The organism is Candidatus Zixiibacteriota bacterium (assembly GCA_018820315.1).
Taxonomy (GTDB): domain Bacteria; phylum Zixibacteria; class MSB-5A5; order JAABVY01; family JAHJOQ01; genus JAHJOQ01.
In genome coordinates, this window is sequence record JAHJOQ010000101.1 from 1 (window position 1) to 26,268 (window position 26,268).

At 51.2% G+C, this 26,268-nt stretch carries 22 protein-coding genes; 15 read left to right on the forward strand and 7 right to left on the reverse strand.

Translation table 11 applies throughout. The features are described from left to right. Positions 1 to 85 precede the first annotated feature (85 nt). Complete coding sequence (locus tag KKH67_09765) at positions 86 to 733, forward strand: PEP-CTERM sorting domain-containing protein (protein ID MBU1319462.1); 648 nt, start codon at positions 86 to 88, stop codon at positions 731 to 733. Between the two features lie 217 nt (positions 734 to 950). Here KKH67_09765 and KKH67_09770 read toward each other — a convergent pair whose 3' ends face one another. The 7 genes from KKH67_09770 to KKH67_09800 form a co-directional block, all read right to left on the reverse strand. Then, entirely contained in the window at positions 951 to 2,321 is a 1,371-nt protein-coding gene (locus tag KKH67_09770; protein MBU1319463.1) for an MmgE/PrpD family protein, read from the reverse strand. A 199-nt stretch (positions 2,322 to 2,520) separates the two neighbouring features. Continuing rightward, positions 2,521 to 3,012, reverse strand: a complete 492-nt coding sequence (locus KKH67_09775) for a ferritin family protein (GenBank protein ID MBU1319464.1) — start codon at positions 3,010 to 3,012, stop codon at positions 2,521 to 2,523. Between the two features lie 103 nt (positions 3,013 to 3,115). Further along, on the reverse strand, positions 3,116 to 4,024 hold the full coding sequence (locus KKH67_09780; GenBank protein MBU1319465.1) for a TIGR01777 family oxidoreductase: 909 nt from the start codon (positions 4,022 to 4,024) through the stop codon (positions 3,116 to 3,118). Then, complete coding sequence (locus KKH67_09785) at positions 4,024 to 4,683, reverse strand: fumarylacetoacetate hydrolase family protein (GenBank protein MBU1319466.1); 660 nt, start codon at positions 4,681 to 4,683, stop codon at positions 4,024 to 4,026. The genes KKH67_09780 and KKH67_09785 overlap by 1 nt, the downstream gene beginning before the upstream one ends. A 52-nt stretch (positions 4,684 to 4,735) precedes the next feature. Further along, positions 4,736 to 4,912 (reverse strand): rubredoxin, encoded by a 177-nt coding sequence (locus KKH67_09790; GenBank protein ID MBU1319467.1) that lies wholly within the window; start codon positions 4,910 to 4,912, stop codon positions 4,736 to 4,738. Between the two features lie 826 nt (positions 4,913 to 5,738). After that, positions 5,739 to 6,848, reverse strand: a complete 1,110-nt coding sequence (locus tag KKH67_09795; GenBank protein ID MBU1319468.1) for an LptF/LptG family permease — start codon at positions 6,846 to 6,848, stop codon at positions 5,739 to 5,741. After that, positions 6,845 to 8,197 (reverse strand): LptF/LptG family permease, encoded by a 1,353-nt coding sequence (locus KKH67_09800; GenBank protein MBU1319469.1) that lies wholly within the window; start codon positions 8,195 to 8,197, stop codon positions 6,845 to 6,847. The genes KKH67_09795 and KKH67_09800 overlap by 4 nt, the downstream gene beginning before the upstream one ends. 82 nt (positions 8,198 to 8,279) lie before the next feature. Between KKH67_09800 and KKH67_09805 the strand changes: the two genes are divergently transcribed. The 14 genes from KKH67_09805 (at position 8,280) to KKH67_09870 (ending at position 26,230) form a co-directional block, all read left to right on the forward strand. Continuing rightward, positions 8,280 to 9,200 (forward strand): HD domain-containing protein, encoded by a 921-nt coding sequence (locus KKH67_09805; protein MBU1319470.1) that lies wholly within the window; start codon positions 8,280 to 8,282, stop codon positions 9,198 to 9,200. Positions 9,201 to 9,275: 75 nt separating this feature from the next. Beyond that, positions 9,276 to 10,310, forward strand: coding sequence for a rod shape-determining protein (locus tag KKH67_09810; GenBank protein MBU1319471.1), 1,035 nt, complete (start codon positions 9,276 to 9,278; stop codon positions 10,308 to 10,310). 93 nt (positions 10,311 to 10,403) lie between these two features. Continuing rightward, positions 10,404 to 12,569, forward strand: a complete 2,166-nt coding sequence (rnr, locus tag KKH67_09815; protein MBU1319472.1) for a ribonuclease R — start codon at positions 10,404 to 10,406, stop codon at positions 12,567 to 12,569. After that, positions 12,566 to 14,023: a sigma-54 dependent transcriptional regulator gene (locus KKH67_09820; protein ID MBU1319473.1), complete on the forward strand. Its 1,458-nt coding sequence runs from the start codon at positions 12,566 to 12,568 to the stop codon at positions 14,021 to 14,023. Before rnr ends, KKH67_09820 begins: the two co-directional genes overlap by 4 nt. Positions 14,024 to 14,043: 20 nt before the next feature. Beyond that, entirely contained in the window at positions 14,044 to 15,612 is a 1,569-nt protein-coding gene (locus KKH67_09825; protein MBU1319474.1) for a hypothetical protein, read from the forward strand. Position 15,613: 1 nt separating this feature from the next. Continuing rightward, the gene (locus KKH67_09830) at positions 15,614 to 17,263 is read left to right on the forward strand and encodes a lamin tail domain-containing protein (protein MBU1319475.1); all 1,650 of its coding nucleotides are present in this window, start codon (positions 15,614 to 15,616) and stop codon (positions 17,261 to 17,263) included. Beyond that, the gene (locus KKH67_09835; protein ID MBU1319476.1) at positions 17,260 to 18,075 is read left to right on the forward strand and encodes a hypothetical protein; all 816 of its coding nucleotides are present in this window, start codon (positions 17,260 to 17,262) and stop codon (positions 18,073 to 18,075) included. The genes KKH67_09830 and KKH67_09835 overlap by 4 nt, the downstream gene beginning before the upstream one ends. A gap of 42 nt (positions 18,076 to 18,117) precedes the next feature. After that, positions 18,118 to 19,296 carry a deoxyguanosinetriphosphate triphosphohydrolase gene (locus KKH67_09840; GenBank protein MBU1319477.1) on the forward strand — a complete coding sequence of 393 codons (1,179 nt, stop codon included), beginning with the start codon at positions 18,118 to 18,120 and terminating at the stop codon, positions 19,294 to 19,296. A gap of 384 nt (positions 19,297 to 19,680) precedes the next feature. Further along, positions 19,681 to 20,058: a hypothetical protein gene (locus KKH67_09845; GenBank protein MBU1319478.1), complete on the forward strand. Its 378-nt coding sequence runs from the start codon at positions 19,681 to 19,683 to the stop codon at positions 20,056 to 20,058. Between the two features lie 120 nt (positions 20,059 to 20,178). Continuing rightward, positions 20,179 to 21,183 carry a DNA polymerase III subunit delta gene (gene holA / locus KKH67_09850; GenBank protein ID MBU1319479.1) on the forward strand — a complete coding sequence of 335 codons (1,005 nt, stop codon included), beginning with the start codon at positions 20,179 to 20,181 and terminating at the stop codon, positions 21,181 to 21,183. 30 nt (positions 21,184 to 21,213) lie between these two features. Further along, complete coding sequence (locus KKH67_09855; protein ID MBU1319480.1) at positions 21,214 to 21,792, forward strand: sigma-70 family RNA polymerase sigma factor; 579 nt, start codon at positions 21,214 to 21,216, stop codon at positions 21,790 to 21,792. After that, positions 21,789 to 23,060 carry a hypothetical protein gene (locus KKH67_09860; protein MBU1319481.1) on the forward strand — a complete coding sequence of 424 codons (1,272 nt, stop codon included), beginning with the start codon at positions 21,789 to 21,791 and terminating at the stop codon, positions 23,058 to 23,060. Before KKH67_09855 ends, KKH67_09860 begins: the two co-directional genes overlap by 4 nt. A gap of 69 nt (positions 23,061 to 23,129) precedes the next feature. Further along, positions 23,130 to 25,409: a VIT and VWA domain-containing protein gene (locus KKH67_09865; GenBank protein MBU1319482.1), complete on the forward strand. Its 2,280-nt coding sequence runs from the start codon at positions 23,130 to 23,132 to the stop codon at positions 25,407 to 25,409. 161 nt (positions 25,410 to 25,570) lie between these two features. Continuing rightward, positions 25,571 to 26,230 (forward strand): protein-L-isoaspartate(D-aspartate) O-methyltransferase, encoded by a 660-nt coding sequence (locus KKH67_09870; protein ID MBU1319483.1) that lies wholly within the window; start codon positions 25,571 to 25,573, stop codon positions 26,228 to 26,230. Positions 26,231 to 26,268 lie beyond the last annotated feature (38 nt).

The following is a 26,268-nucleotide window of genomic DNA, read 5'->3' on the forward strand; positions in this document are numbered from 1 at the left end:
GGCACGGCGATTGCTCAATAGTTGAACAGCTATGAAATCAATTGAGAATTTAGAACACTGTTGTTTTCTTTTCCAGGAGGATGAAATGAGAAAGCTCACGAGAATCGCCGTAGCACTGCTGATGGTTTTCGCGATCAGCGGAACTGCCAATGCATGGTTCCTCGATTTCGAGGATGGACTGGGTCAGGATCAGGTTCCTATCGCAAGTTCGATCCCGGGCCTTCAGTTTACGACCACCGACGGTTATGACTGGATCTACGGTGACGCCACTACCGGCAACTGGAACGTTTCCAACAACCTTGGTGATATCTGGGGTAGCGGTAACTACAACATGGAAGGTTACGTATTTGCATTCCTCGGCACCAGCCAGGGATCTGGTCGTATCGACTTTTTGAATCAGGATGGCTCATTCTTCACGACCGGCTACAGCTCTCAGTCAGACTTCTTTGTTGAAGCTTATGATGTGAACGACAACCTGATTTCTTCGGCATCAGGTGCGGCGAACACAGACGATTTCGGTGGCTCTTCGCTCGATTACCTGACTGTGTCGTCCGCGATGAATGACATTGCTTACGTCATGGTTCATGACACTGGCAACTACTGGTTGACCGACAACATGTCTGGTGACGCCTCTGGCGTTCCGGATGATACCATTCCTGAGCCGGCCACTCTGCTCCTTCTTGGCGCTGGTCTGCTCGCTGGTGGTATTGCCCGTCGCAAAGCTCGCAAATAATAGCGAAAAAGAGTTAGGTGAGTGATCACCGAAACAGGGTCGCATTGGCGGCCCTGTTTTCTTGTATGCTGATTGCACGATTAGAATCACATTACAATTAGTGGTCTATGAGGAGACTTTGCATACAGCCGCAACGAGGCAATGACGCAATAAAAAGCGGCTCGCTTGCATGACAAACGAACCGCCCGAGATTAGTTCTTTCCCCCCATCCAACCAACTATACAATGAGCGCCCTCATGAGTTCCTCAATCGATCGAACTTTTTCCAGATCATAGACCATGTCCCGGATCATCTTGCGCCTGTTCTCCGGCAGGAAATCGGCAGTCAGACCGTAGAACTTGACCATGAGGTCGCTATCTGTCATAGTCTCGCGAGGATCGCCTTTCGCGTAGTCGACTCTCTGTGTGAAAGTTTCGCCCGTGCTGGTTTCTATGTCGACGACCGACGGCTGAAGTTCCGGGAATTCGGCTTCGAGCTTATCGTCAGCGACAACTTTGATCTTCTGAATGAGATCAATCAACTGAGGATCCGCGATACGTTCTTCCTTGAACTGCAGAGGCGTAACCATGCGATCCATGATCGCCGCACCGACGCAATACGGCATCGAGTGATCGGCAGTCTCCTTGCTGGTCGGATGATACTTGCTCGGATCGGCCAGAATGTCGACTGCCCGGTGAATGGTGTGCACGGTAACGGCAGAGACATCCTCCCACTTGATGTCATTCTCTTTGATGAGCTTCAGAGCCGCAGTCACGGGTGATTGTGTCAGAAATTCTGTCGGGAATGCCTTGAAGGAACAATCCTTGATCTTGAAGTTCTTCCCGAGCCCGTCGAAAAGGACTTCCGGCTTATAGCCTTCGCCCATCTGCTGACAGAAGCCTTCTTTTCCCTCATAAATGGCTTCAGTTCCGATGTAGCCGTTTTCGGCAAGAAGGGCTGCCAACACGCCGGACTGAGTCGCCATAGGATCGACGGTATTCTTCATCATCGTAAGTTTGCCTGCAGCGACTGCACCGAGAGTGAAGTTGTGACATCCCGATATGCCGGTGGCGTTCGTGAGTTGATCGACATCAAGTCCGAGCATTTTTCCCGCCACGAGCGGCGAAACTAATTGTGTGAGTGTCGCGTGGTGCCATCCTCTTTCGCGAATGCCGGGGGTGACATATTCGCAGAGTCGCATTTCGATTTCGTGGCCGATTATGATTCCGACTATCAGATCCTTGCCGGAGCATCCCTCGCGCTCCCCGACAGCCAGTGCCGCCGGGATAATATCTGACGGATGCGACGGGTCCTCTTTCCAGTAAATGTCATTGTAATCCATCACGCGGACCATCAGCGCGTTTGCCAGAGCGGCCATGTATGCATTGGTCTTGAATCCGGTGGCAATCAGCGTTGATTCCGGTGTGCCGCCGAGCTTCTCGATAACCCCCAATGATATCTTACAATCCTCGGCGCGGTGTCCACCGAGTGCGCATCCAAGAGTATCAAACAGAAATCTCTTGGCATGTCGAACTGACTCGGGGTCGATATCTTCGTACTTGAGCTTGTGGGCGAACTCTGCGAGCCGCCTCGAAATTGTCTTCTCCATCAGTTATTCCTCGAGATATTAAGTGACCTATATTCTATTCGATTTATGGATTCAGGCATTACCTGCATTTCTGCAATAATAAGCTACGATTACAGCGTGAAAGGTCAATAGAAAAAGGGCGGTTGATCAGGAGGATTCTCTTTGTATGTAAGAATCGCCGGAGCGACAACTCCGGCGATCTAGAATGGTTCGGGCAGAGCTACACTAACCCAAGGTCTTTCATCATCGTTTCGATTTTGGCGATGTGACCTGTCTCGAAGCGAACGAGATATGCGTAGGTCTCCTTGCCTTTGGGATCTGTGACCTGTTTCCCGAGTTCGGTGTAGAGATCACGTGCTCGCGTCTCTAGAATCAGTCCGATTTCGAGAATTCTCTTTGCGGTCATATTTTCATCGACCTCGTCGATAAGTTCATCATGGATCTCGTCGGTTCTCTCATCGATATCCGGCAGGCCTTCTTTGAGCATGATGTCGTTATATGCGACCCACAGTTCTGATCTAACCAGGTTGTCGTACTGCCGTTCCAATAGCCGGTAGTGTTCTCTCTCTTCGCCCGCCAGCCAGCTCAATATCTCTTTCACTTTCTTGTCTCTGGTATTATCAAGCGCCTTCTTGTAAAAGACATACGCTGATAGCTCTGCCTGAATTCCTCTGCTGAGTCCGTCAAGCACGCTCTTCTCAACCGATGACATGTTCACTCCCTTCGTTGTTCGAAATATCCATTGCCTGAATTTAATTGAACAATACCTCAATGTCAATTGATCCGGCGAATTCATTCAGCGAAAAGCAGCTCGACTAACGAAGGAGACTCTCCAGAGCCGACTCCAATTCAGGTGTATCGAACTCGAATCCTGATTCGAGTAGTTTTCGAGGAATTACATTCTGGCTCGAAAGAATAGTCTCGTCAGCCATTTTGCCGAATAGCAGGCGGGCGGCGACCGCTGGAAGGGAAGCAACTGCCGGTTTGCCGAGGATTTTGCCGAGCAAGTGCGAAAACTCGGCATTCGAGACTGCGTTGGGGGAGACAATGTTGACTGGTCCGGTCAGGCTCGGCTCATTAATTACGTGGATGATCGCCCTAACAGCGTCATCTAATGTGATCCAGCTCATCATCTGTCTACCGGAACCGATCTTGCCGCCGAGACCCTTCCTGAACATCGGCAGCATCTTCGCAAGCGCTCCAGCGTCTGGAGTCAGGATGATCCCGAAGCGCAGATGCACTGTGCGAATGCCTGCGGCTTCAGCAGCCGAGGTCGAATTTTCCCACAGTTTGCAGAGATCCGCAAGAAAGCCCTCTCCGGCGTGGCTTTGTTCATCTGCAGTCATATCAGGAGCCATATTCCCGTAGAAGCCAACGGCTGATGCTACCAGAAAGACGTTCGGTATCCGGCGTAGTCGGGCGATTGTCTCTGAAAGATAGGCTGTCGGCTTTACTCGACTGTCGACCAGTACCTGCATTCTTCTGTCGGTCCAGCGCGAGTCTGAGATGGCCGCTCCAGATAGGCAGATAATGGTATCATGTCCGTCAATTTCATCGAGGTCGATCTTTTTCTCGTATGGATTCCAGAGAGAGGATTGTGAGCCGGAGGGGGTGGGCGATGGCCTGCGAATCAGGCAGGTAACTAAGTCTCCCTGCAAGAGGAGCTGTTCAGTCAGTGCTGTTCCGACCAGGCCGCTCGATCCGGCTATCAAAATTCGCGACATCATGGTCTCAAAATTGCGAATTTCAACGGAGGCAATCCGGAAATCTCGGCATCGATCTTGTCGCCATCTTTCACTTCTCCAACACCTTCGGGTGTCCCGGTCATGAATAGATCGCCTGCATCGATGGTCATGAATCGGGATACAAAGCTGACCACTTCGGCTGGCGAGAAGATCATCTGACCGGTGTTCGCAGACTGACGGATATTGCCGTTCAATGACAGCTTGATATCGAGTGCCAACGGATCGAAATCAGAACCGGTAGTGACAAACTCACCAAATACCGCTGCGCAGTCGAAACCCTTGGATATTGTCCACGGTCCGCCGGCTTTCTTTGCCGCACTCTGGATATCCCTGAGAGTGAAATCGATGCCGACACCCCAGCCGGATATGGAATCTCCAGCCTCCTGCTCGGATGCTCTGCTCAGCGTGCGGGAGATGACGAAACAGAGTTCGACTTCGTGATGCAGGACGCCATGAGCGGCGGGTATCGCGACTTCATTCGCGCCGCTGACTATAGCTGAATTCGGCTTCATGAAGATCGTCGGCTCCGGCATCGGTCTTGAGCCTCCCATTTCGCGTAGGTGTGCCAAATAGTTCTTGCCGACACAGAGAATCTTGCCGGGTGTGATATTCACTTTGTCCACTGTAATTGCGCGCATATATGGCCTTTCGTTGCAATCGGAAAATGACTTTCCAGGAGAGAGTATTTATCTAAATTGGTGAGAAATGCTCCTTGGTCGCCGCACAGACCGGGCAGAAGAATGCCTCGGGCAGGTCTTCGAATGGAGTTCCCGGTTCGATTCCATTTTCCGGAAAGCCCTCCTCTGGATCATATATCCAGCCGCAGACCATGCATATATGTTTTCTAGCGGAGCTATGATCAACCATTTCTCTCTCCATCCAGGTCTGGACTATTCTCCACCCCTCGTGCGGGTGTTCTGACTATCTGCACGAGGATAATCTTGTGGTGATTAGAAGTCAAGTATGCAATTGCAATATGGGCCATGTGGGCGGCACATGTCCTTGAAGTAGGTTGTGTGGCCGCGATCTCTGATCGCGGTTTACAAGCAGCGTGTCAGGATCTCCTCACATGCGTTCGGACCTGCTCTTCGCTTCGCTCCAGCAGGCAAGGATCACTAACCTGCTGGATTGGCAATGTGCTGCTGGTAATGGGTCCCCACCTTCGGGGGGACGACAGAGCTGTTTTCAACAACATGACAGCAAAATGTCTGGCTGGTCTGAGATATAGGGAGGAGAGCCGAGACTGCCGTAAGTGCAACCATCGTAGCAATCCCGGCTCAAGCTTGTAGATTACAATACCATCGCAAGAATCGATTGATGCCGTTTCGCGGGGGCACTCTTGGTGTCCATGCGCAGAAAGGCTGCATTGTCTTCTGATGCGTTGCCGCATCTATCCGGTAAGATCACGAAACAATTGTCCTCAATTGCTGTTTGCGAGTTGACGAATCGATTTCAGAATATCTATATCTGGCTGAATCGAGGTCCTGCACCCTGTGAACATCCTTGCTCGCAATTTCCTCCGGTACTCACTGAACGCACCTACGAGCCAAGAACGTCTTGAGGGAAACCCGGCTCAGACGTGCGTTCTGTCCATACTCGTGTAAACGCGCTATTTGCAGTGTGGTTCCCGACAATTGAATATGCCTGCAGGAGATGACTTTCATTGGAGTCGAACTGAGAGGAGATTGTCCGCCTATTTTCTCGCTTTGAGCATCAGAATAATACCGACGAGCAAGAACAGACCGTTGACCCCCCACGATGCAAGCAGCGGGGGAATCGAACCATCGGTGCCGAGTTTCTGACCTATCTCGAAAAGCAGTATATAGAAGAACGCGATCCCGGCTGAGAATGCGAATCCGATTGCGACCGAACCGCGCCGGGGATCAGATGCCAATGGCACTGCGAGAAGTACTATGATGAAACTTGCCAACGGCAGCGAGAATTTGATGTGAAAAAAGACCTCTTCCTGCGTGGTTTCGATCGCAGCCATACGGCGATACTCGATGATCTTCGCAAGGTCTGCTACGGATAGATCGAAGCCGAGATTCTGGTCTGATCCTTTGCGGATCATCTCTGATTTTTCGAATCGCTCCGGCGGCTCCTGGATTTCCGGCAGGTACAGCGTATCGAATTCGGTCAGCTCTTCGGTGCCGGACTCTGACGAGAACTTCCGCAATCGTCCATCTACAGCGATCCAGATAGAATCGAGCCATTCCATTCGCCGACAATCAAGCTGGCTTTCCTGGCGGTTATCAGTCACAGTGTGGATCGTAACCTGCTGTGCGGTTTGCGTTATCGGATCATAATTGCTGAATCGGAAAATGCGACCGTCGCTGCCCCTGTACATCAGGTTATGCACCTGCTCTTTGCCGTAGTTCGGGTTATTTTCGATCTCACCGTATCGTATCTGTGTCTTTCGACGGTTTGCTTCCGGCACGATTCTATCGGAGAAGATGTAGATGGCTGCGCTGATCAGGAGTCCTCCGAGCAGGAGAGGCTGCGCGATTCGGTACATGCTAACGCCTGATGAATTCAGAGCAAGAATCTCCTTCCTGCGCGCCATCAGTCCTATGGTAAACATTGAACCGAGCAGCACAGCGACCGGAGTTACCTGCACAATTATGAAAGGGAAGAAATAGAGGTAGTACCGGACGACCATCGAAAGTGTGGCATCGTTATCGATATAATCATCGAGATGCTCGACATTGTCAATAATCAGATATACGAGTAGAAAGACGAACAGAGAAACCAGTGTTGCCTTAATGAAAGTCTTAAACAGGTATCTATCTATTACTTTGATCATCGCCTGGGCTTCCGTCCGAAATAAGTTGAAAACCGTGTCAGTTCTTTCTCGGTCATCACTTTTAGGAGAAGCAGCAGACCAACCCCACCGAGCAATACATTTGCAGCCCACATTGTCACGGCCGGTGACAGGAATCCTCTGTCGGAAATCTCTTCGCCACCGATAAGAAACGCCCAGTAGACGATGAACAAGGCGATAGAAATTCCTATAGAGACCGCCATTCCCCCTCGCTGAGCCATTATGCCGAGCGGCGCTCCGATGAGAACAAAGACTATGCAGGCGGCGGGCAGCGAATATTTCTTATGGACTTCCAGGAGGTAGGTATTCACCAGGTGTTCTGTGTGGTCTTTGTTCTTGATGGACTGCTCAAGGCTTTTTGCTACATCCGCCGCGCGTTGGTAGGCGAGAATGACAGCTTTTCGTTTGAATACGTCGGTTTCGACAGACTCGTCCCTTGTCAGGCCGTAGAAAAGCCGCCTCCCCTCGTCATCGACCCGTCGGAATGAGAGCATGTCGGTCTTCCTGATTCTCTCTCGCCATTTCCGAATCTCGACAAGCATATCCTCGGCCGACTGTTCACGATCTCCCCTATATGACGAATCGGTTCTTTTGAGTGAACGGCTTATATCGCGGATATTGAATGTTTGCTTCTCAAATTTGACCCAACGCCATTTCTCCGGATCGTTTCCCACCGGCTCATGAATCTCACCATCCTCCAGGACAAAGCTGAGAACCGTACCCCCCTCCAGATACTCCAGCTCACCTTCCTGCGCGAGGATAATTCTGGGATTCCTCGGATCTTTCTGATCGAAAATGGTAACGTCTTTGATGCGCGATGTCTTGTGATCTATTTTCTTTATCAGAATGACATAGCCCGGAATGTCATTGAGGAATATATTGCTCTTGATCGACAGTGTCGGACGCATCACGCGAATATCGCTCATCAGCACCCGCGCCTTATGATTCGCATCGGGGAGGACCTCGTTGTTAAACCACACCATTCCTGCAGCCAGAAAGACACTCGCTATCAGCACCGGGCGGATGAGTGTAATCAAGTGTATCCCTGAACTCTTGATTGCGAGCACCTCGAAATCGGATTGCAGTCTGCCAAATGCGGTCAGAGACGCCACGAGGGTTGCCATCGGCACCGACAGCGCCAGCATCCATGCGAGATTCAGAACGAATACCCAGAGAATGGTCAGCAGGTCGATATCTTTGCCTATCGCCATGTCTATCACATTCGGCACGAAATCGAGGATGAGAACGAATGTAACCACACAGAATGAGAAGAGGAAAGGTCCTATGTGTTCTTTAAGAATATATCGACTCAGTACGCGCATTTTGGCCAAGTTATTTAAGTTCCATTCATTATACAAGTATTTTCCTTGCAGAGACTTCCGGCGCGCATTATTATGACAAAAAGGAGTCCGCATGATATCTGATTTTGCGCAAGGGGATAATGTAACAGGGTTCTTCGTTCTGACTGCCGCTCAGGTTATTCCGTATGACCGGGGGGAAAGGCTGCGACTCGAATTCTCCGATTCCTCCGGAAAGATCGAAGGTATTATATGGGAGGATGCAGCTCTTGTCTACAATCAGATTAAAGATGCTGAAGTTGTGAAGGTGCGCGGGCTGGTGTCAACATTTCGTGACAAAGCGCAGCTCAAAGTTGAGAAGATGCGACCCGCCAAAGACGGAGAATATGATCTCTCCGAGTTGTTGAAGGTTGTCGACGGCGGAATCGAAAGACAGCAGGAGATCTTTGATGAGATCGCGGTTACTATTGAGAATGAATTCCTTTCGGAGCTTCTACGGCTACTCAGAAATGACGCTGAATTGTTCGAGAAATACACTGCTGCGCCTGCGGGCAAGAGATTCCATCACGATTACATCGGTGGGTTGGTTCAGCATTCCCTCTCGATTGCTTCTTTGGCGGACAGAGTATGCAAACATTATCCATTGCTCGATCGCGATCTACTGATATGTGGAGCCATATTCCACGATATCGGCAAGACATATGAGCTGACGAGTGGTGTGAAGCTCGACTATACGGATGAAGGACGATTGGTGGGGCATATCACTCTCGGCGATCAGATCGTGGTGGATTACATATCGGAGATACCTGATTTTCCGGAGAAGCTGGAAAACAAATTGCGGCATTTGATAGCATCGCACCACGGCGAGCGGCAGTACGGGTCGCCGGTCGTTCCGCTGACGCGGGAGGCATATGTGCTGCACCTGCTCGACCGAATCGACAGTGGATTGAATGTATTCGATGACTATGACCAGAAGCGCGACAGCGATTGGGGGGGCTACGTCAGCCTGTGGGAGAGATATCTCTACTTCGGATAGGTATCATTTCAAGTTTTTGTTGCAAATTGACGACACTGCACGTATACTCCTGCAAAATTTGTAATCGGGCACCATATGGCTCTGCTAGGATTTATTTCTAACGACATAGGTATCGATCTCGGTACCGCCAACACATTAGTTTTCGTTCGAGGACACCCCAAAGGAATCGTTCTCAATGAGCCTTCGGTTGTGGCTGTCGAGGTTGCTACAAATAAAGTACTAGCGATCGGCAGGGAAGCGAAAGAAATGCTCGGCCGTTGTCCGGGCGAGATAAAGGCAATTCGACCTCTCAAGGATGGCGTTATCGCTGATTTTGCGGTTGCCGAGAAAATGCTCTCAGCGTTTATCCGAAAGGTTGTAAGGCATAGGTATCTTCTCAAGCCGCGGATTGTAATATCGGTGCCATCCGGCATAACCGAGGTCGAGAAACGCGCAGTCCGCGATTCTGCTGAAAATGCTGGTGCCAGAGAGGTCTTTCTGATTCAGGAGCCGATGGCCGCCGCGATAGGTGTCGGGCTGCCAGTCGATCAACCATCCGGCGTGATGGTCATCGATATCGGCGGAGGGACTTCAGAGATTGCAGTAATTGCCCTCAATGGCATCGTGAATAACATCTCAATAAGAATCGCCGGCGATGAGATGAATGAGGCGATAGTCTCTTATCTGAAGAAAAACTACAATTTACTCATCGGTGAGTTGACAGCCGAAGAGATAAAGATCAAGATCGGTAATGCGTTTCAGCAGGAACGCGAGGAATCGATGGAGGTTAAGGGACGGGATCTTGTCGCCGGGGTGCCGAAGAATCTCAAGATATCATCCGCACAAGTGAGGGAGGCTCTCTCGGAGACGATAGATGCTATAATTGAAGCTGTCAAACTTTCCCTCGAACGGACTCCGCCGGAGTTGGCGTCTGATATTCTTGATCGAGGAATCGTCCTTACTGGTGGCGGCGCGCTGCTTCGCTCCCTCGACAAACGACTGCGCCACGAAACGAATCTTCCAGTGAATGTCGCTGATGATCCGCTGACATGCGTGGCTCGTGGCACTGGCAAGGTGCTGGAAAATATGAGCCTCTTTTCGAAAGTCCTCATGAAGAGCCGATCTGACTGACGCCCGCCCACTCTGCCACTTTGGCATAAAAACCCAGCCACATTTGCATTTTTTGTTTGACTTATCGCAGGTACTGCCGAATATTTGACGTATATGCCAGTCACAAGGGAGAAATTAGTCGAATTCGTTTCGGCGACGAGCTACAAGCCAGTCAAAATTCGTGAATTAGCCAAAGGCCTCCGTGTGCCGGAATCAGAGTACAGGTCGTTCCGGAAGCTGGTAAGGGAGCTAATGAATGATGGCACGGTGGTCAGGCTGCGCGGCAGCCGCGTCGGGTTGCCGGGCAAGCTGAGTCTCAAAGTCGGTATCCTGAACATGAATCGAAAGGGATCGGGATTCCTGAAACCTGAGGATGGGACTGAAGAAATCTATGTTCCACCTGAGGATACAGGCACCGCTCTCGATAGCGACCGGGTTGTGGTGAGGGTCAAGCCGGGAAGGAGAGGGAAATCTCCTGAAGCGGCAGTGGTGAAGGTATTGAAGCGAAACCGGACTACTATCGTCGGGACAATCCACCGCGCGAGGTATTTCACAACTGTAGAACCTGACGACCCCAAGATTACCCGCGAAATCTATGTTCGCAAAACCGAAGGGCTTCAGGCATCAAGCGGCCAGAAGGTAGTTGTTGCGCTTTCCGAGTGGAAGAATCCACTCATGAATCCGGAAGGCGAAGTCATCGAGGTGCTCGGCTATCCCGATGATCCCGGCGTCGATATTCTATCGACGATCAGAAAATTCAACCTGCCTACGGAGTTTCCTGCTGAAGTTACCAACGAGGCTGACAAGCTCGAACTCGATATTTCTGTGGATAGAGATCGTCTTGATTTGAGAGACAAAGTCACGTTCACGATCGATCCGGCGGATGCTAAGGATTATGATGACGCAGTATCGCTGGAAATCCTCGATAACGGCAATTATCTCCTCGGCGTGCATATCGCTGATGTGTCGCATTATGTGACCGAGGGGTCCGAGATTGATATCGAAGCGAGAGAGAGAGCGACATCTGTCTATCTCGTAGACAGGGTGCTGCCGATGCTTCCGGAGAAGCTTTCGAACGAAATCTGCAGTCTGAAGGGTGATGTCGACCGCCTTACATACTCCTGCATAATGGAGCTGGCACAAACCGGCAGGATATTGAAGACTCAGATCACGCCTTCCATAATACATTCCGGTGGGAGGTTGTCGTACGACGAGGTTCAGGATTATTTCGACAATGGAAATCCGCCCGATAAGCTGCAGGGACTAACCGAAAGCCTTGATCTTATGCGATCGGTGGCGGAAATTCTCCGCAAGAAGCGACTTGCCACGGGGAGTCTCGATTTTGACTTGCCGGAGCCGAGAGTCGTACTCGACCAATCGGGTGATGTAGTCGACATCAGTCCGCGTCCCCGAAAGGAGAGCCACAGGCTTGTCGAGGAGTTTATGTTGCTGGCGAACAAAGCTGTGGCAGAACACATGACACGGCTCGGTCTTCCTACTCTGTATCGTGTTCACGATGTGCCCGATAGCGGGAAACTCGAAGCATACAGAGCGTTTGTCAGTGGTTTCGGATGGGATCTCAAGCTGACTGATCCTCCCAAGCCGATTCAACTGTCGAGATTCCTGAACAAGATCGAGGGAAAGCCTGAGGAAGGCGTACTCAATGAATTCTTGCTGAGGTCTCTGAAGAAGGCCTGTTATCAGCCGGAAAATATCGGCCATTTCGGGTTGGCGTTCAAACACTACCTGCATTTCACATCTCCAATCAGACGCTATCCGGATCTTCTGGTGCACAGGTTGCTGAAAGAGATTGTCAACGGACACTATCCCGGAAAGCGCCTATTGAACATCAAGCGACTGCTGGTGCGAGTGGGTGAGCATTCGTCGGCACGCGAAAGACTGGCCGAGGAAGCTGAGAGGGAGACAGTTCGGATCAAGCAGGCGATCTATCTCTCGCGGCACATCGGTGATATTTTCGAGGGCGTCATCTCCGGCATCGTATCATTTGGATTCTTCGTGCGATTGATCAAGTTTTCGGCAGAGGGTATGGTGCGTCTGTCGACACTCGGTGACGATTACTATGAAGTCAGCGAGAGCAGAGTGTCAGTCACCGGCTCGCACACGGGAAACACGTACTCTCTTGGCGAGAGAGTTTCGGTGCAGATAATCAACGTCGATCTCGAACGGTACCAGATTAATCTGCGGATAATCGGCAACGACGCTCCCCCCAAGAATAGATCGCAGAGGCCAAAATCTGGCAAATCCAAGAGGAGAAGATGATTGGGAGGCTGGTTCTTTTAACGCCGGATGATCAATCATCTGATTTGTTGGGTCAGGTTCTGAAGGCGAAGCGCATCGTTTTCGATCGTTGCACATCGGCTTCGGAATTTATAGCGACGCTTGAGAATGCCTCACCCTCTATTGCACTCATAGACTCTGAGGGCTGCGCGAGCGAGCTTCTACCGCTGCTGCGGACAATTCTGCGACAGTACCCGAGCCTGGTGACGTATCTATATAACAATCCGGTAGCTGATACTCGATCTGCGTCACTGGAACTGAGTGTTTCCGGTCTGTTCGATCAGGGTGTCACTCCCGCGCAGATAATAGCAGAAATCGAGAATCAACTCGGTTTGCTCGGGCAACTTCGTGATCAGGGAATATTCGGGCATTCGGCGGCGTTGATCAGAGCTGCAGAAACGATTGTCCAACTTGCGCAGGCCGATGTGATCGTTCTGATTGGCGGCGAGAGCGGCACCGGCAAAGAGATGTTTGCTCGCGCGATACACAATCTGAGCAGGAGAGCGAAGAAGCGTTTCGTCCCGGTCAATTGCGGCGCAATCGCCGAGGGCGTTCTTGAAAGCGAGTTATTCGGGCATGAGAAAGGTGCGTTTACCGGCGCTGCAGGTAGGCGGGAGGGGTACTTCGAGAGTGCCGACGGTGGGACAATATTTCTCGACGAGATTGGAGAGATCAAACCGGACGTTCAGGTGAGATTGCTCAGAGTGTTGGAGCAGCGGAGCTTCATGCGCGTCGGCGGGACGGAACAGGTTTCCTTCGATGTTCGCGTGATTGCCGCATCGAACAGGGACCTCAGAGATTTGACAGACGAAGGCAGCTTCCGTGAAGATCTGTTCTACCGGCTCTCTGTGGTAACGCTGAATGCTGTTCCACTCAGAGAGAGACCCGTAGACATAATGCCACTGATTCAGAGATTCCTCGAAATCAGGGGGCGGGGTGATGTTTCTGTTGATCCGGAAGCTGTTGAACTCCTCCTCAGGTACAGCTGGCCCGGGAATATCAGGGAGCTGCGAAATTTCGTGGAATCATCGCTGGTCACACTCGCCGACAGCAACATATCGAAGTTTAGCGTAAGTGAATATATCAGCCGGCAGACAAGATCGAACCGACAATTGCCGGTTGTGACCGGTCATACGCGTCAGACTGCCGATTTTCAGCTGATATATCAGGCACTACTGAACCTTGCTCAGGAAGTATCGGGCTTGAAAGACTTGATAGTGTCGAATAGCGACAGAGGGAGAGGGCATATCGCTCCGGAATTCCACGCTGATATGGAAATTCAATCCGATGGCGCATCGTCGACTTTGCAGCAGATGGAACGCCAGATGATTGCGGACGCTCTCGAAAAAGTCGGAGGAAATCGGAGAAAAGCTGCAGAAATGCTTGGAATCGGCCAGCGAACATTGTATCGTAAGATCAAGGAGTACGATTTGTAGCAAAGGGGTACGGGCTCCACATGTCAGTAGATAGATTATCAAGGGGGATAATCACAATTGCGCTGTTTGGTGCGTTCATTGCACCTGAACTAAACGCGCAGTTCCTCAGCAGTTACTTCGTAACCGACTACGAGACTCTCGAATGGCTGTTCGACACCGGCCAGATCGATTCAGATGAATTCGATCGATGGAGCGAGTTCTTCACAGACTCCATTCAGGAAAGCACCACCGACTTGCACACTGTCGAAGGCGCAGAGATGCCCACGATCAAGGCGACGGGCATCGAAAACCCTACCAGAGACGCAACTGCGAGTTTCCGCATGTATCACAGAGGTTGCGATAGCGAACCATACAGACGAATAATCAGAATGAGCTACTCGGGCAAGCCGGGATTCTACGGAAGTCTGATTGCAGAGAGCTCGGCGAATCAGGAAATCTATCTCAGGAGCAGGAGTATCGGATGGAGAGACGACAATATGAGGATCGAAGTGGGCGGTGTTGATCCTGTCTGGTGCGGGGGGCTTGTTGCCGGGCGACACCCGATCTTTCTCACCGACAAAGACCTTGGCATGTCAATGCTGTATTCTCAGCGGGACAGATTCAACGGGATTCTGATCGAGAGACGGTTAGATGACTTCACTGTCAGCACAGTGACATCTTATGATCGTGACAGACTGTTCACTGCGGCAATCAATGGTGGCAGGATCAGATATTTGGCTGGTGGGCAATCTATCGATATTGCTCTTATCGACGGCAAGATCACAAACAGGGAAAACGGCAGTTCGGCAGAAGTACGGGTGATCGGAACGGGACTTGAGACTGAAGTCCGCAAAGTGAGCGTTAGATTCGATCTGGCTGTGGATCGCGGGGGGAAAGCTGCATATTTAGCGCGGATATCGAATGTTGGTGACCAGCATCGTGTCTACGTATGGCGCTATGATACGATGTTTCGCAATCCGTTCGGTGCAGGAAGGGCAAATACCGATACTCGTGAGGTAAGAATCGACGACATCGGCCTCTCTTACAGGTCCCGATATGCAGGAGAAACAGGCGTGCAAACCAGAAGTGAGTTTCCGCTCTCGAACTCTCAGAATCTGATTGTCGAATCGAATTGGTGGAAAACTGGTGGATCAGAGAAATTCCGGTTGCGTGGAACTTATACTAACACTTTCGCATCCACGAGCAGATTCAAGCTCATTCTGCTCGCCGGTGACGATAACATCAGGACTGAGGGCTACGACATCTGGTCGGTAGTCGCGAGCTGCGGTACAAATCTGCCACCGAGACACAGGCTGAGTCTGACAGGTCGTGTCAAATCTGCTCGAATCGGCGCGAGACGAAAGAAGCTTTACTGGATCGATGCTCGCTGGTCGGCCAATTCGTGCTGCCACAGCAGCCACTTCATGATTCGCTGGTTCGACCCGGATCAGAAATCGGCTCGCGATCACTACTTGCTCTGTTCTGTGAAGGAATCATTCGTTCTCGGTTCCGGACTGCATTTGTCGTTGGCTGCCAGCACGCGATTCGGTCCCGATCAGCAAGCAATAGATAAAACCAGGATCACATTAGAATCAACCTGGAGGTTATAGGATGACATATCTGACATGCGTAATTCCGCTGCTTGTGCTGTGTCTGCAAGCAAATGCTGGAGTACTTATCAACGAAGTGATGTCCAACGAGCCGGGCAGAGAGACCTCGCTTGAGTGGGTAGAGCTTTGGAATTTCTCCGACACTGTGATATCGCTGGAAGGTCTAGTAATTATCGACGGTGATCTCTCGTCGCCTTTGTCCGATTTGGACGAGCTCTCGGCGTTTGAGTTTGTGGTGCTTGTGAGCGATGAAGCCCGATTCGAGGGATTCTGGGGAGATAGCTCTGGCGTCTGGGGAGATGCGCCCACCGAGGATTTTCGAATCATGCCAGCGGAGATGTCTCTGCGAAACAGCGCCGATACGGTGGAGTTGTATGACATGGAGAATTCGCTTCTCTCTCGTTGTGCCTGGTCGGTTACGGCACCTGACGGCGTCTCTTTCGAACGTTTCGATCCGAGGCATGATGACAATTCCGCAGTCTGGAGTTATTCGGTTGCGGAATCAGGATCGACACCGGGTCGGATGAATTCCATCAGCCCCGGATTCAACGATCTTGAGCTAGTGGCTGCATTCGCAGCGGTCGGCGAACAGCGGGATTGGTTGAGAGTCGATATACTGGTCAGGAATATTGGTCTCGCAGCTTCAGACTCCAATCGGCTGACCGTCGGCATCGATTACGATGGAGACGGTGATATCAGTTCAGAGGAGCAGGTAGGAGGCGGGATTATTGAACCGCTGGATGTGTACGACTCTGTGCAGATTTCCGTTCAGGAGGCTGTGGCCCTGGGACGATTCGATGTAGTTGCATCACTGTTGCCGGATGATGTTCCGCAGAACAACGTTGCCTTGGCGACCCTCCGGTTTGGGATCGGTGCGTCCGAGATTGTAATCAACGAAATCCTCCCCGATCCGGAAATCCCATTGGAAACAGAGTGGGTCGAGTTGCTCAATATCTCAGATGAGGAAATTGATTTGACCGGATGGTCGATTTGCGATGCTTCCGGCTGCGCCGATTTAGACTCACTTGTGATAGCCTCATGCGAGTACGTGATCTTGTGCCAGGACAAGCCTGCATTTGATGCCTTCTATCCGGATGTCAATGTCAGGGTTGTTTCGACGGGGACCTGGAGATCTCTCAACAATGATGGCGACACTCTATTCATCGTTGATGAAACCGGAGCCATGGTCGACTCGATGTTATACAGCGATGTGTTCGGCTCCAATGTGTCAGGTGAGAGGATTGACCCATTCTCAGCAGGCTTTGATTTGTCCAATTGGTACAGGTCGACGGCGCCCGAAGGCTCTACGCCGGGCCGGCCAAACAGCGTGGTGGAAGGATTTGCCGAACAGTCGTCAGTGTGGCTTGAATCGAAGCTGATCTCTCCTGATGGTGACGGCAGGGATGATCTGCTTGTCATCAAATACGATCTTGCGAAAGGAGCAGCACTGACTCTGAAAGTCTTTGATCTCGGCGGACAGCTCATGAAGACGATTCTCGACCGGGCTTTTCTGACGTCTGGAGAATTCGAATACGATGCTACGTTGGATGACGGCAGCAAGCTGGAGGTCGGCCTCTACGTGATTCTGGCCGAAATTTCCGGCAAGGTGGAGACGAGGCGGAAGCTGGTACTGGCGGTCGTGGGCGAATGATACGACGCGTCAATACAATCCTGATCGTGCTGATTATCTGTGGATCGCCAGTCTCTGGTGCATTCAGGCATCCGGCAACATCTCCTGCCACAGCGGCGAGCGCTGAGACTCTGGCCGGAGTGCAATCAGCCGGAGTACTGTCCGAGAATCCGGCTGCATTTGCTCTGCTGGCTCCACTGAGCATTGAATTCTCCGGACAGCGATTGTATGATATTTCTGAGTTGGACAGCTATGTAGCAGCGGTGTCTTTCAGGCCGGGAAAGTGGGGAGTTGGAATCAGCTTCCAGTCTATGGGCGAGAGCGATTTCTATCTTGAATCAACTATTGCTGCAAGTCTCGGGTACAGTCCGGCTACGAATCTTCACGGTGGGTTAGCAATAGAGCTCAATCGTATAGATATCGCCGAGCCGTACGGAAGTCTCAGTTCGTTCTCATCATGCGCCGGATTGATTTTCTCGCCTTCCGGGGACTGGTTTGTCTATGCCGATATCAGGAATCCCACAGAATCGCGTATATCAGGGGGTACAAATCATCGCAGAGAATTCAGCGCCGGAGTTTCCGTACATGGTGTCGATAATGTAGGATTTGCTTTCGAGGTCTGCGCAGTGCGGGGAGCGGATGTCAGGTACAAGATCGGGGAAGAGTACCGGCTGACTTCTCGATTTTCCGCTTCGGCAGGCATCATGACCTCGCCGTTCGTGCCGTCATTCGGGTTCCGATTCGGCCTGGGGGATTTCGATTTGCTCTACACCTATCGTTATCACCCGGAGCTCGGAGGGACACATGCGTGGGGAATCGCATATTCGAGGTAACAACAAACTTGGCATATCGTGGCTGATGCATATATTATCCACATGGAAGATTTTGGCGGGATCATAAATTTACGGGAAGAAATCGAATCGTGCGAGGAGCGGACCCTTGCGCCGTTTGCTGCGCTGAGCAGAGACTCGCAGGGGCGCAAGTATCCCGAAGAGGATCATCCGTTTCGCACGCGGTTTCAGCGTGATCGTGACCGTGTGGTTCATTCCGCCGCATTCAGAAGGCTCGAATACAAGACGCAAGTGTTTGTCAATCACGAGGGGGATCACTATCGTACGCGACTGACACACACGTTGGAAGTAGCCCAGATATCCCGCACGATCGCCAGAGGACTCAAGCTCAACGAGGATCTCGCAGAGACAATCGCCCTCGTACATGATCTCGGACACACGCCTTTCGGTCATGCCGGCGAGGATGTTCTGGATGGTTTGATGCAGAAGCATGCCGGTTTGAGGTTTAATCACAATCGGCAGAGCCTTAGGGTTGTCGAGCATATCGAGAGACGCTATCCCGATTTTCCGGGGTTGAATCTGACCTACGAGACGCGCGAGGGGATAGTCAAACATGAAACCTCATACGATCTTTCGGAGGCTGACGACTATAATCCTGATCTGAATGCCACTCTCGAAGCACAGTTAGTCAATTATGCCGATGAGATTGCCTACAATTGCCATGATGTCGATGATGGGCTCTTTTCCAATGTTCTTGATCTCGACGAGATAATGCAAATTCCTCTCTGGGGAGATTTGTTTCGACGTTCTGAGAAAATGCAGCCGGATCTCTCGCGCTCGAAACGCCAGTATCATGTTATCAGAATGCTCATAAATCGCGAAGTGACGGACTTGATCACGAATACAGCCCGGAATTTGCAGAAGCATGGAGTTCAATCCCTGGATGATGTCAGGAAAAGCAAAGAGCCGATAATGCGATTTTCTGATGAGCTTGATTCCGAAAACAGAGTACTGAAGCGTTACCTGATGGACAATATGTACCGTCATTGGCGGTTGATTCGGATGACCGCGAAAGCGAAGCGCATCCTTACGTCGCTCTTTGAGGCTTATATCGATGATCCGAAGCAGTTGCCGCCGAAATATGCAAGAATGGTGGAGGAAGAGTCTGCCGCGCAGGTTATCTGTGATTATGTCGCCGGTATGACCGACCGATTTGCGCTTTCCGAACACCAGAAGCTTTTCGATCCTCTCGAAAGAGTCTGATCTAGACGTGTAAGGGCAGTAATGCCCTCACTCCATCCGACATCGGTTTGCCAATTACGTAAGTCGAAAGCCTCGCGCATACGACAATTCATGCTGCTCGCACATGTGTGAAATGCGCAACGTATACCGCGATCGAAGATCACGGCCACATAGTCTATGCATCAAATGTGAAAATCTCTTCACAGCGAACCTCACGAAGGACTGGCCGCATTCACAATGTCCGATCTGTTCAACAATTGAACAAGCATGTTTGTATGTTTTGATTCAATCGATTAGGCGGGGTGCAAATCGCAATTATGACGATTGAATCCTGTTCGATCTGTGTAGCCTTGCGCGGCATGGACTTTGCTTTTGACGGTATGAACTTCACCTGCAGGAGTATTCATGGAGTGTTATTTCAGCTCGACCAGCATAGATTCCGATTCAGAGAAGCACAACGCCCTGCTGTCATTTACCGTTCCTGATCTTGGCATCGTCTTCAGAGCACAATACTCAGGCGACGAAATCGAGTGCGAATATGCCTCGCTTCTGAGCCTTCTAGAATTTGTAGACATCAATCCCCAGCTCTTCAGGAACAAGACTGTCGAAATATTCGGTGACAGCTTTGTTGTAATCAATCAGGTGAATGACAAGATGTATTGCCAAAAGGACCTTGAACCGTATCGCAATATGGCGCTGCTCTTCAAGAGGAAAATCCCGTATGTCTTGAATTATGTGAAAGCGAAAGAAAATCCCGCCCAAAACCGAACCAGCAGTGATTAAGTATATCCCGTCTCCACCCCTTTCCCTGAGCGGCCCCTTGAGGGCCGCTTTATTTTTGATAACAAAGAGATTGACTTAAACTGCGAGTGAATCTACTATTCACCTATGGCAAGAGACCAGGTGAGTAAGCTGAAGTTCGAGGATCTATACTCCCGAATCGACAAAGGGAGCGTTGAGCCGATTTATTTCCTGAATGGGAGCGAGGAGTATCTCAAAGTCGAGTTCCTGAAGCTTCTGAGATTGAAGCTGTTCGGCGATAAGAAGGCGACTGCCAATGTGGAGAAGATTTCGGCATCGGCCGGTTCCGCACCCGCGATTATCGATCTAACGTCTGACTATTCGCTGTTCTCCGGCGGGCGGCTGGTGGTTGTGTATGATATTCAGCGAATATCCAAAGCTGGACAGGAGATGCTGCTCTCGTATTTCCCGACCATTCCCGACGGTAACCATCTGGTGTTGTTCGGACCGGCGTCTTTCGATATGCGGACGAAGTTTTACAAGTATCTCACGCAGAATGCGACCTGGTCATCACTTTCGGCCCTCAGTGAGCGATCCGCACCGTTTTGGATCAAGAGGCGGATAAGTAAGTATGGTCTAAAGATTGAACAGCCCGCACTCGAACAGCTGCTGCGATATGTCGGCAACTCATACGGACTGCTCGCGAACCAAATAGATAAGCTTGTCATTGCAGCGGGGGACAAACAGACAATCGATGTCGCTGATATCGATAAACATACTGCGGTGGCGGCCGAATTCGAGGTCTTTAAGCTTCTTGAACTCGTTGATTCTCGCGATAGGACCCGTGCGCTGCAAGTATTGACCCGGCTGATGGAGAAGTCCGACGGAATCCGGTCGGTGCTGTTCTGGCTGAGCGAGCGGTTTTTCCAGTACTATTTTATATCCTCAAACCACCGGCATTTGTCCGATGGAGAGATGGCCGCGAGTCTTCACATGTCGCCATATATCCTGAAGCGAATGATGGATTTGGTTCAGAAAGTGCCTTCCGAGCATTTCGAGAAGTCTATAAGAGCTATCACACAAGCCGAAGTCTCCCTGAGGTTTGCAAGCCTGCCGTCCAGGCTGGTTCTGGAGAATCTGATTATTTCTTTGACGGGTAGAGATTAACGGGAATAAACTGATGCTGCTTTTGTCTGTATGAAGGCGAAGCCGAAGCAGGACGGCCAGCTCGATGAGGAGTTGGTCCTGGTCAGGAAAGCGAAACGGGGCGACCACGACGCTTTCTCACGGCTGGTTAGATTGAATCAGAAGAGAATCTACCGGCTGGTTTACAGGTTCTGCCGCGACCATGACACTGCTGACGAGCTTGCACAGGAGACTTTTGTGAAGGCGTATATGTCGCTCGACACATTTCGCGAGGAGTACCGGTTCTCCAGTTGGATCGGCACGATAGCCACGAATCTCGCGTTCAATCACCTGAAGAGACAGAAGCGGCAGGTTTCCATAGTGGATTATCCTATCGAGGAGATCATCGCCGATCCCAATCCGGGAGCTGATCCATCGCGGAGCCTGACTGATAGAGAAATGATGGACAGGCTTGAAGAAGAGGTCGAGAAGCTGCCGCCGGAATACAAAACTGTGTTTATTCTGAGAGTGAATGAAGAGCTGAGTTACGAAGAGATCGCGAAAAGGCTCGGAATAGAAATGGGAACCGTGATGTCGCGCTTGTTTCGAGCCCGTTCGAGGCTAAAGAAGGCTCTGGAGGATTATCTGTGAGCAAAGATGATCGTGACAGATTAGAAATCGAGATAAACAGGTATCTCGACGGCGAGACATCCGACGGCGACTTTGAAAAGTTCCTGAAAGGTCGGCCTGAGGATTTCGATGTAGATAGCTTCAGATCTCTCAAAACACGAGTCGAGAAGATTGAGGAACTCTACCGCCAGTTGGAGGAGCCTTCTGTTCCCGATGGCTACTGGGAAACGTTTACTGATCGCGTCGTTGAGAAACTTGGTGCCAAGGAGACATCATCGCTATGGGATAGAGTGCTGGGAATCATCCTTCCGACAAGATGGCCGAAGATGGCATTCGGATATGCAGGCGCGCTGGCATCGGTGCTACTCGTTTTTGTAATTGGCAAGGCAATTATGGAGAGTGGCGCGGACACATACTCGCCAGCTTCATATCAGACGCCCGTTGTTGAGGATAAGTCTGCGGAGCACCCTGCGAAAGACGAAGTCGAAATCAGTGACGACGCAGAACCGAAACGCGTTGAGCTGCCTAAAAGTGCCAGCAGACTCGAACCGGTGGGAGTTGGGAACGTCGAGATTGATCGTGAGAAGAAATCGGGTATTGACGAATTTACAGTGGACGACAGGCAGATAGAAGCCGAAGCGCCATCGGGAGTTCCTGAAGGTGGCAAAGGAGCGGCGGAGAAAAAGGCCACAGCAGTTCCTGTTCCTGAGCCGAGTGAAGAGGATGTCAGGCTTGCGACTATCGAAATCATAGAAGGAGATGCTGAGCCTCATGATGATGTCGTCCCTGAAATGCTCCAAATGCCGGAGCCAATAGCAAATGATTTCGTGCCCGAGATCGTCAGAGAAGAACCATCCCCTATACCACCCATTGAGGGAGAGGAGCCTTCTCTGCATGAACTGAGCGATATAACACCTGACATTAGCAAGCAAAGTGCCATGCAATTTGCCATAAAGAGCACGTCGGGGCTCTCGGATGAAACCGATGGAAAGGGTGTCCGCGAGACCAGCGTCTGGAAATACGATAACTGGAATCTGGAAGACTTGCGCTCCCGCCTAAGATTCTACGAGGCGATTGTTGCCGACTCTGCGTTCTCAAGCGAGACATTCTCAGAATATGCCGAAATCAGATCTTCTGTGGCCATTCTAACTCGCGATTCTATCGACATATACGACGCCGTGAACACAATCGACACCCTTCTCAACTACAATCAACAAATCGACAGACCTACCTGGATGCTGCGTAGAGAGCAGATACGATCCCTCCGAAATTCGATGACTAATCCGTAAATTTCCGGGAATAATCGATTCTCTTGTTTGTCAACTAACTGAGACGACAAAATCAAACGGGAGGTCAAAATGAACCGGAACTTAGCTCCAAAACTGCTTGCTCTTACAGCGATGCTGCTTCTTTGCAGCAGGGCATTCGGCATCATCATTGTCGATCGGCCCAATCCAAACGACCGTTTCATATCGCTGCAGCAGCAACACGTTGATGTCTCCATTGTCGATGGTGTATCGCAGACGACCATTTCGCAGACATTTCACAACAATCAGGGACGTCAGCTCGAGGGCACGTATCTATTTCCGATCCCGGAGGGAGCATCGGTATCGAATTTCAGTATGCTGATTGGCGGAGTGGAAGTCGAAGGAGAAATCCTCGACAAGCGCGAGGCCGCTCAGCGTTATCACGAAATTGTGCGGCGCATGCAGGATCCGGGACTGCTTGAGTATGTCGGCAAGGATTTGTTTCAGGCACGTGTCTATCCGATTCCGCCGCATGGCGATGTCAAGATCAAGATCTTCTATCAGCAGGTGCTGCCATACGACAACGGTGTCGTGACATATAGATTCACTTCAGAAGATCCGAAGTTTTATGCGGCTCCTATCGCCGATTACCGCCTGAATGTGGTGATCGAATCGCAATCAAAGCTCAAGGCTGTCTATTCTCCGACGCATAGCGTAGACATCGACCGTCCCGATGAATGGAATGCGGATGTGCTTCTTTCGCAGTCGAATCAGACAAGAACGAAAGATTTCCTGCTCTACTATTCTGTTTCGAAAGAGGATGTCGGGCTGAATCTGCTGACTCATTATGACAGAGATGAGAATCAGGGTTACTTTCTCGGGCTGATCGCTCCCGATCTGAAGCAGGAGGAGGGTGCGGCTGCTCCGAAAAACGTGCTGTTTGTGCTGGACGTTTCCGGTTCGATGGCGGGCGAGAAGATCGAGCAGGCGAAGCAGGCGCTCAGGTTCTGTCTTAATTCACTGAATGAGAATAATAGATTTGGGATTGTCAGCTACTCTGATGAGATCACGCGGCTTTTCCCGGAGATGCTTGAGGCAAGCAGAGAAAGTGTGAGGGAAGCCATCGCGGCTGTCGATCAGCTCAAAGCTGAGGGGGGAACAAATATCAACATGGCGTTGCTGGAAGCGATTGGCATCGGTGGAGACAGATCATTTGCAGACTACATCATCTTCCTCACCGATGGCGAACCGACAGTTGGCGAAACCAATCCGCAGCACATTGCTGAGAATATCAAGATCGCAAACAAGGCAGGGTGGAAGATATTCTCGTTCGGCGTTGGATATGATGTCGACGCTAAGCTCCTCGACCGGCTGTCATCGGAGTCGAACGCTGTTGCGAGTTATGTGCGACCGGGCGAGGATACCGAAGTCAAGGTGTCGAGCTTCTTTGCTAAAATCGCCAATCCAGCCATGACCGATATCAAGATTGTATGTGACGGTAACAGCTTGGCTCAGATCTACCCACGGACGCTGCCCGATTTGTTCTATGGCATGCAGCTCGTGGTTGCCGGCAAATTCGAGTCAGCGGGCGGGGCGACTGTGAGGCTCGAAGGTTTCGTAGAGGGCAAGCCGAAAGCATACACATACAATGTCGAATTCTCGCCGAGACCTGGCGCTGACGAGCTTGTTCCGAGGCAGTGGGCAGTTCGACGAATCGGGTATCTTCTGGATCAGGTCGGACAGGGCTCTGCCACGACAGAAATCAAAGATGAGATTGTGAGACTGTCGAAGAAGTACGGGATCGTGACGCCGTACACGTCTTTCTTCGTCGAGGACCCGGCATTGGCGCACCATCAGCCCGGATTTCCGACAATATTCAATGAAGAGGCTGTAAGACTCATGGCCATGCCTAGCAGCAATTCTATGCTAATTCTGGACGCGGAGTCAGGAAATGGCGGCAGCAAGAAAAGCGCGATCGCCCGGTCGGATGTGTCTAAGATGATGCTTGGGGATGTTTATGAGGAATTCGACGGCAAGGCTGCGCATGATTCTCCTTCCGCAGACGCATACCTGCCGACTACCGAGCTTGAGGCAAAGGTGACATCGCAGGTCGGTTCGGAGAGACTTTCACGACTGGCATCAATAGGTGACCGAACATTTCAGATGATCGGCAACACTCTGGTTGACAGCAAGTATGATGGCTCGCAGCAGATTATCAAGATCAAGCCGTTCAGCGACGCCTATTTCATGCTTCTGGAGATGAAGCCGGAAATCGGGAAGTACCTGGTGACAGGAGACGAGATAATCGTGGTTGTAGGAGACATCGCGGTAAAGATATGCGAGGATGGCGAGGAGACGCTTAGCCAGGAGATTCGGGAGACAATCGGCTAGGAAACCCACCTTCAGGACGAGGGGCGCTCGATCCAGGCGCCCCTCTTTTGTTATTGACAACGAAACCGTGCGTGGTATTTTTCATACGTATGTGGAAAATGGTGAGATTACTCGTGGGGATAGCGGCGATTGCATCCGCCGTAGCGATTGGTGGCACCGATATGCCGTTCTATTCAGAAAAGACAGATCCGTATGTAGAACTGCGCAAGAAAATGGTGAAAGAGCAAATCGAATCGCGAGGCATCGCAGACAGCATTGTGCTGGAGTCGATGAGGAAGGTGCCGAGACACCTCTTCGTTCCCGGACGGTTTGTGAAGCGTGCGTATGATGACGGCCCACTGCCAATTGGCCACGATCAGACAATTAGCCAACCCTATATTGTGGCACTGATGACCGAACTCCTTGACCTGGAAGGTGACGAGCGGGTTCTTGAAATAGGGACAGGCTCCGGCTACCAGTCTGCGGTGCTGGCGGAAATCGTCGATTCGGTATATTCCATCGAAATCGTATGTGAGCTTGCGGAGTCAGCCACAGATTTGCTGGCCAAGCTCGGCTATCAGAATATCAAAGTCGTTTGCGGCGATGGCTATCGCGGGGATACAACGGCGGCACCATTCGATGCAATAATTGTCACAGCGGCGCCTGATCACATTCCGGAACCGCTGGTGGAGCAGTTGAAGTTTGGCGGACGCATGGTTCTTCCGGTTGGCGATTTCTATCAGGAACTGGTGGTTATCGAGAAGACCGAGGACGGCATAGTCAAGCGGCGATCGATACCCGTAAGGTTCGTGCCGATGACCGGCGAAGCCGAGGAAAAATAGCGATCCTCAACTGTCGAGCCGTATCTGCCGGTGAAACA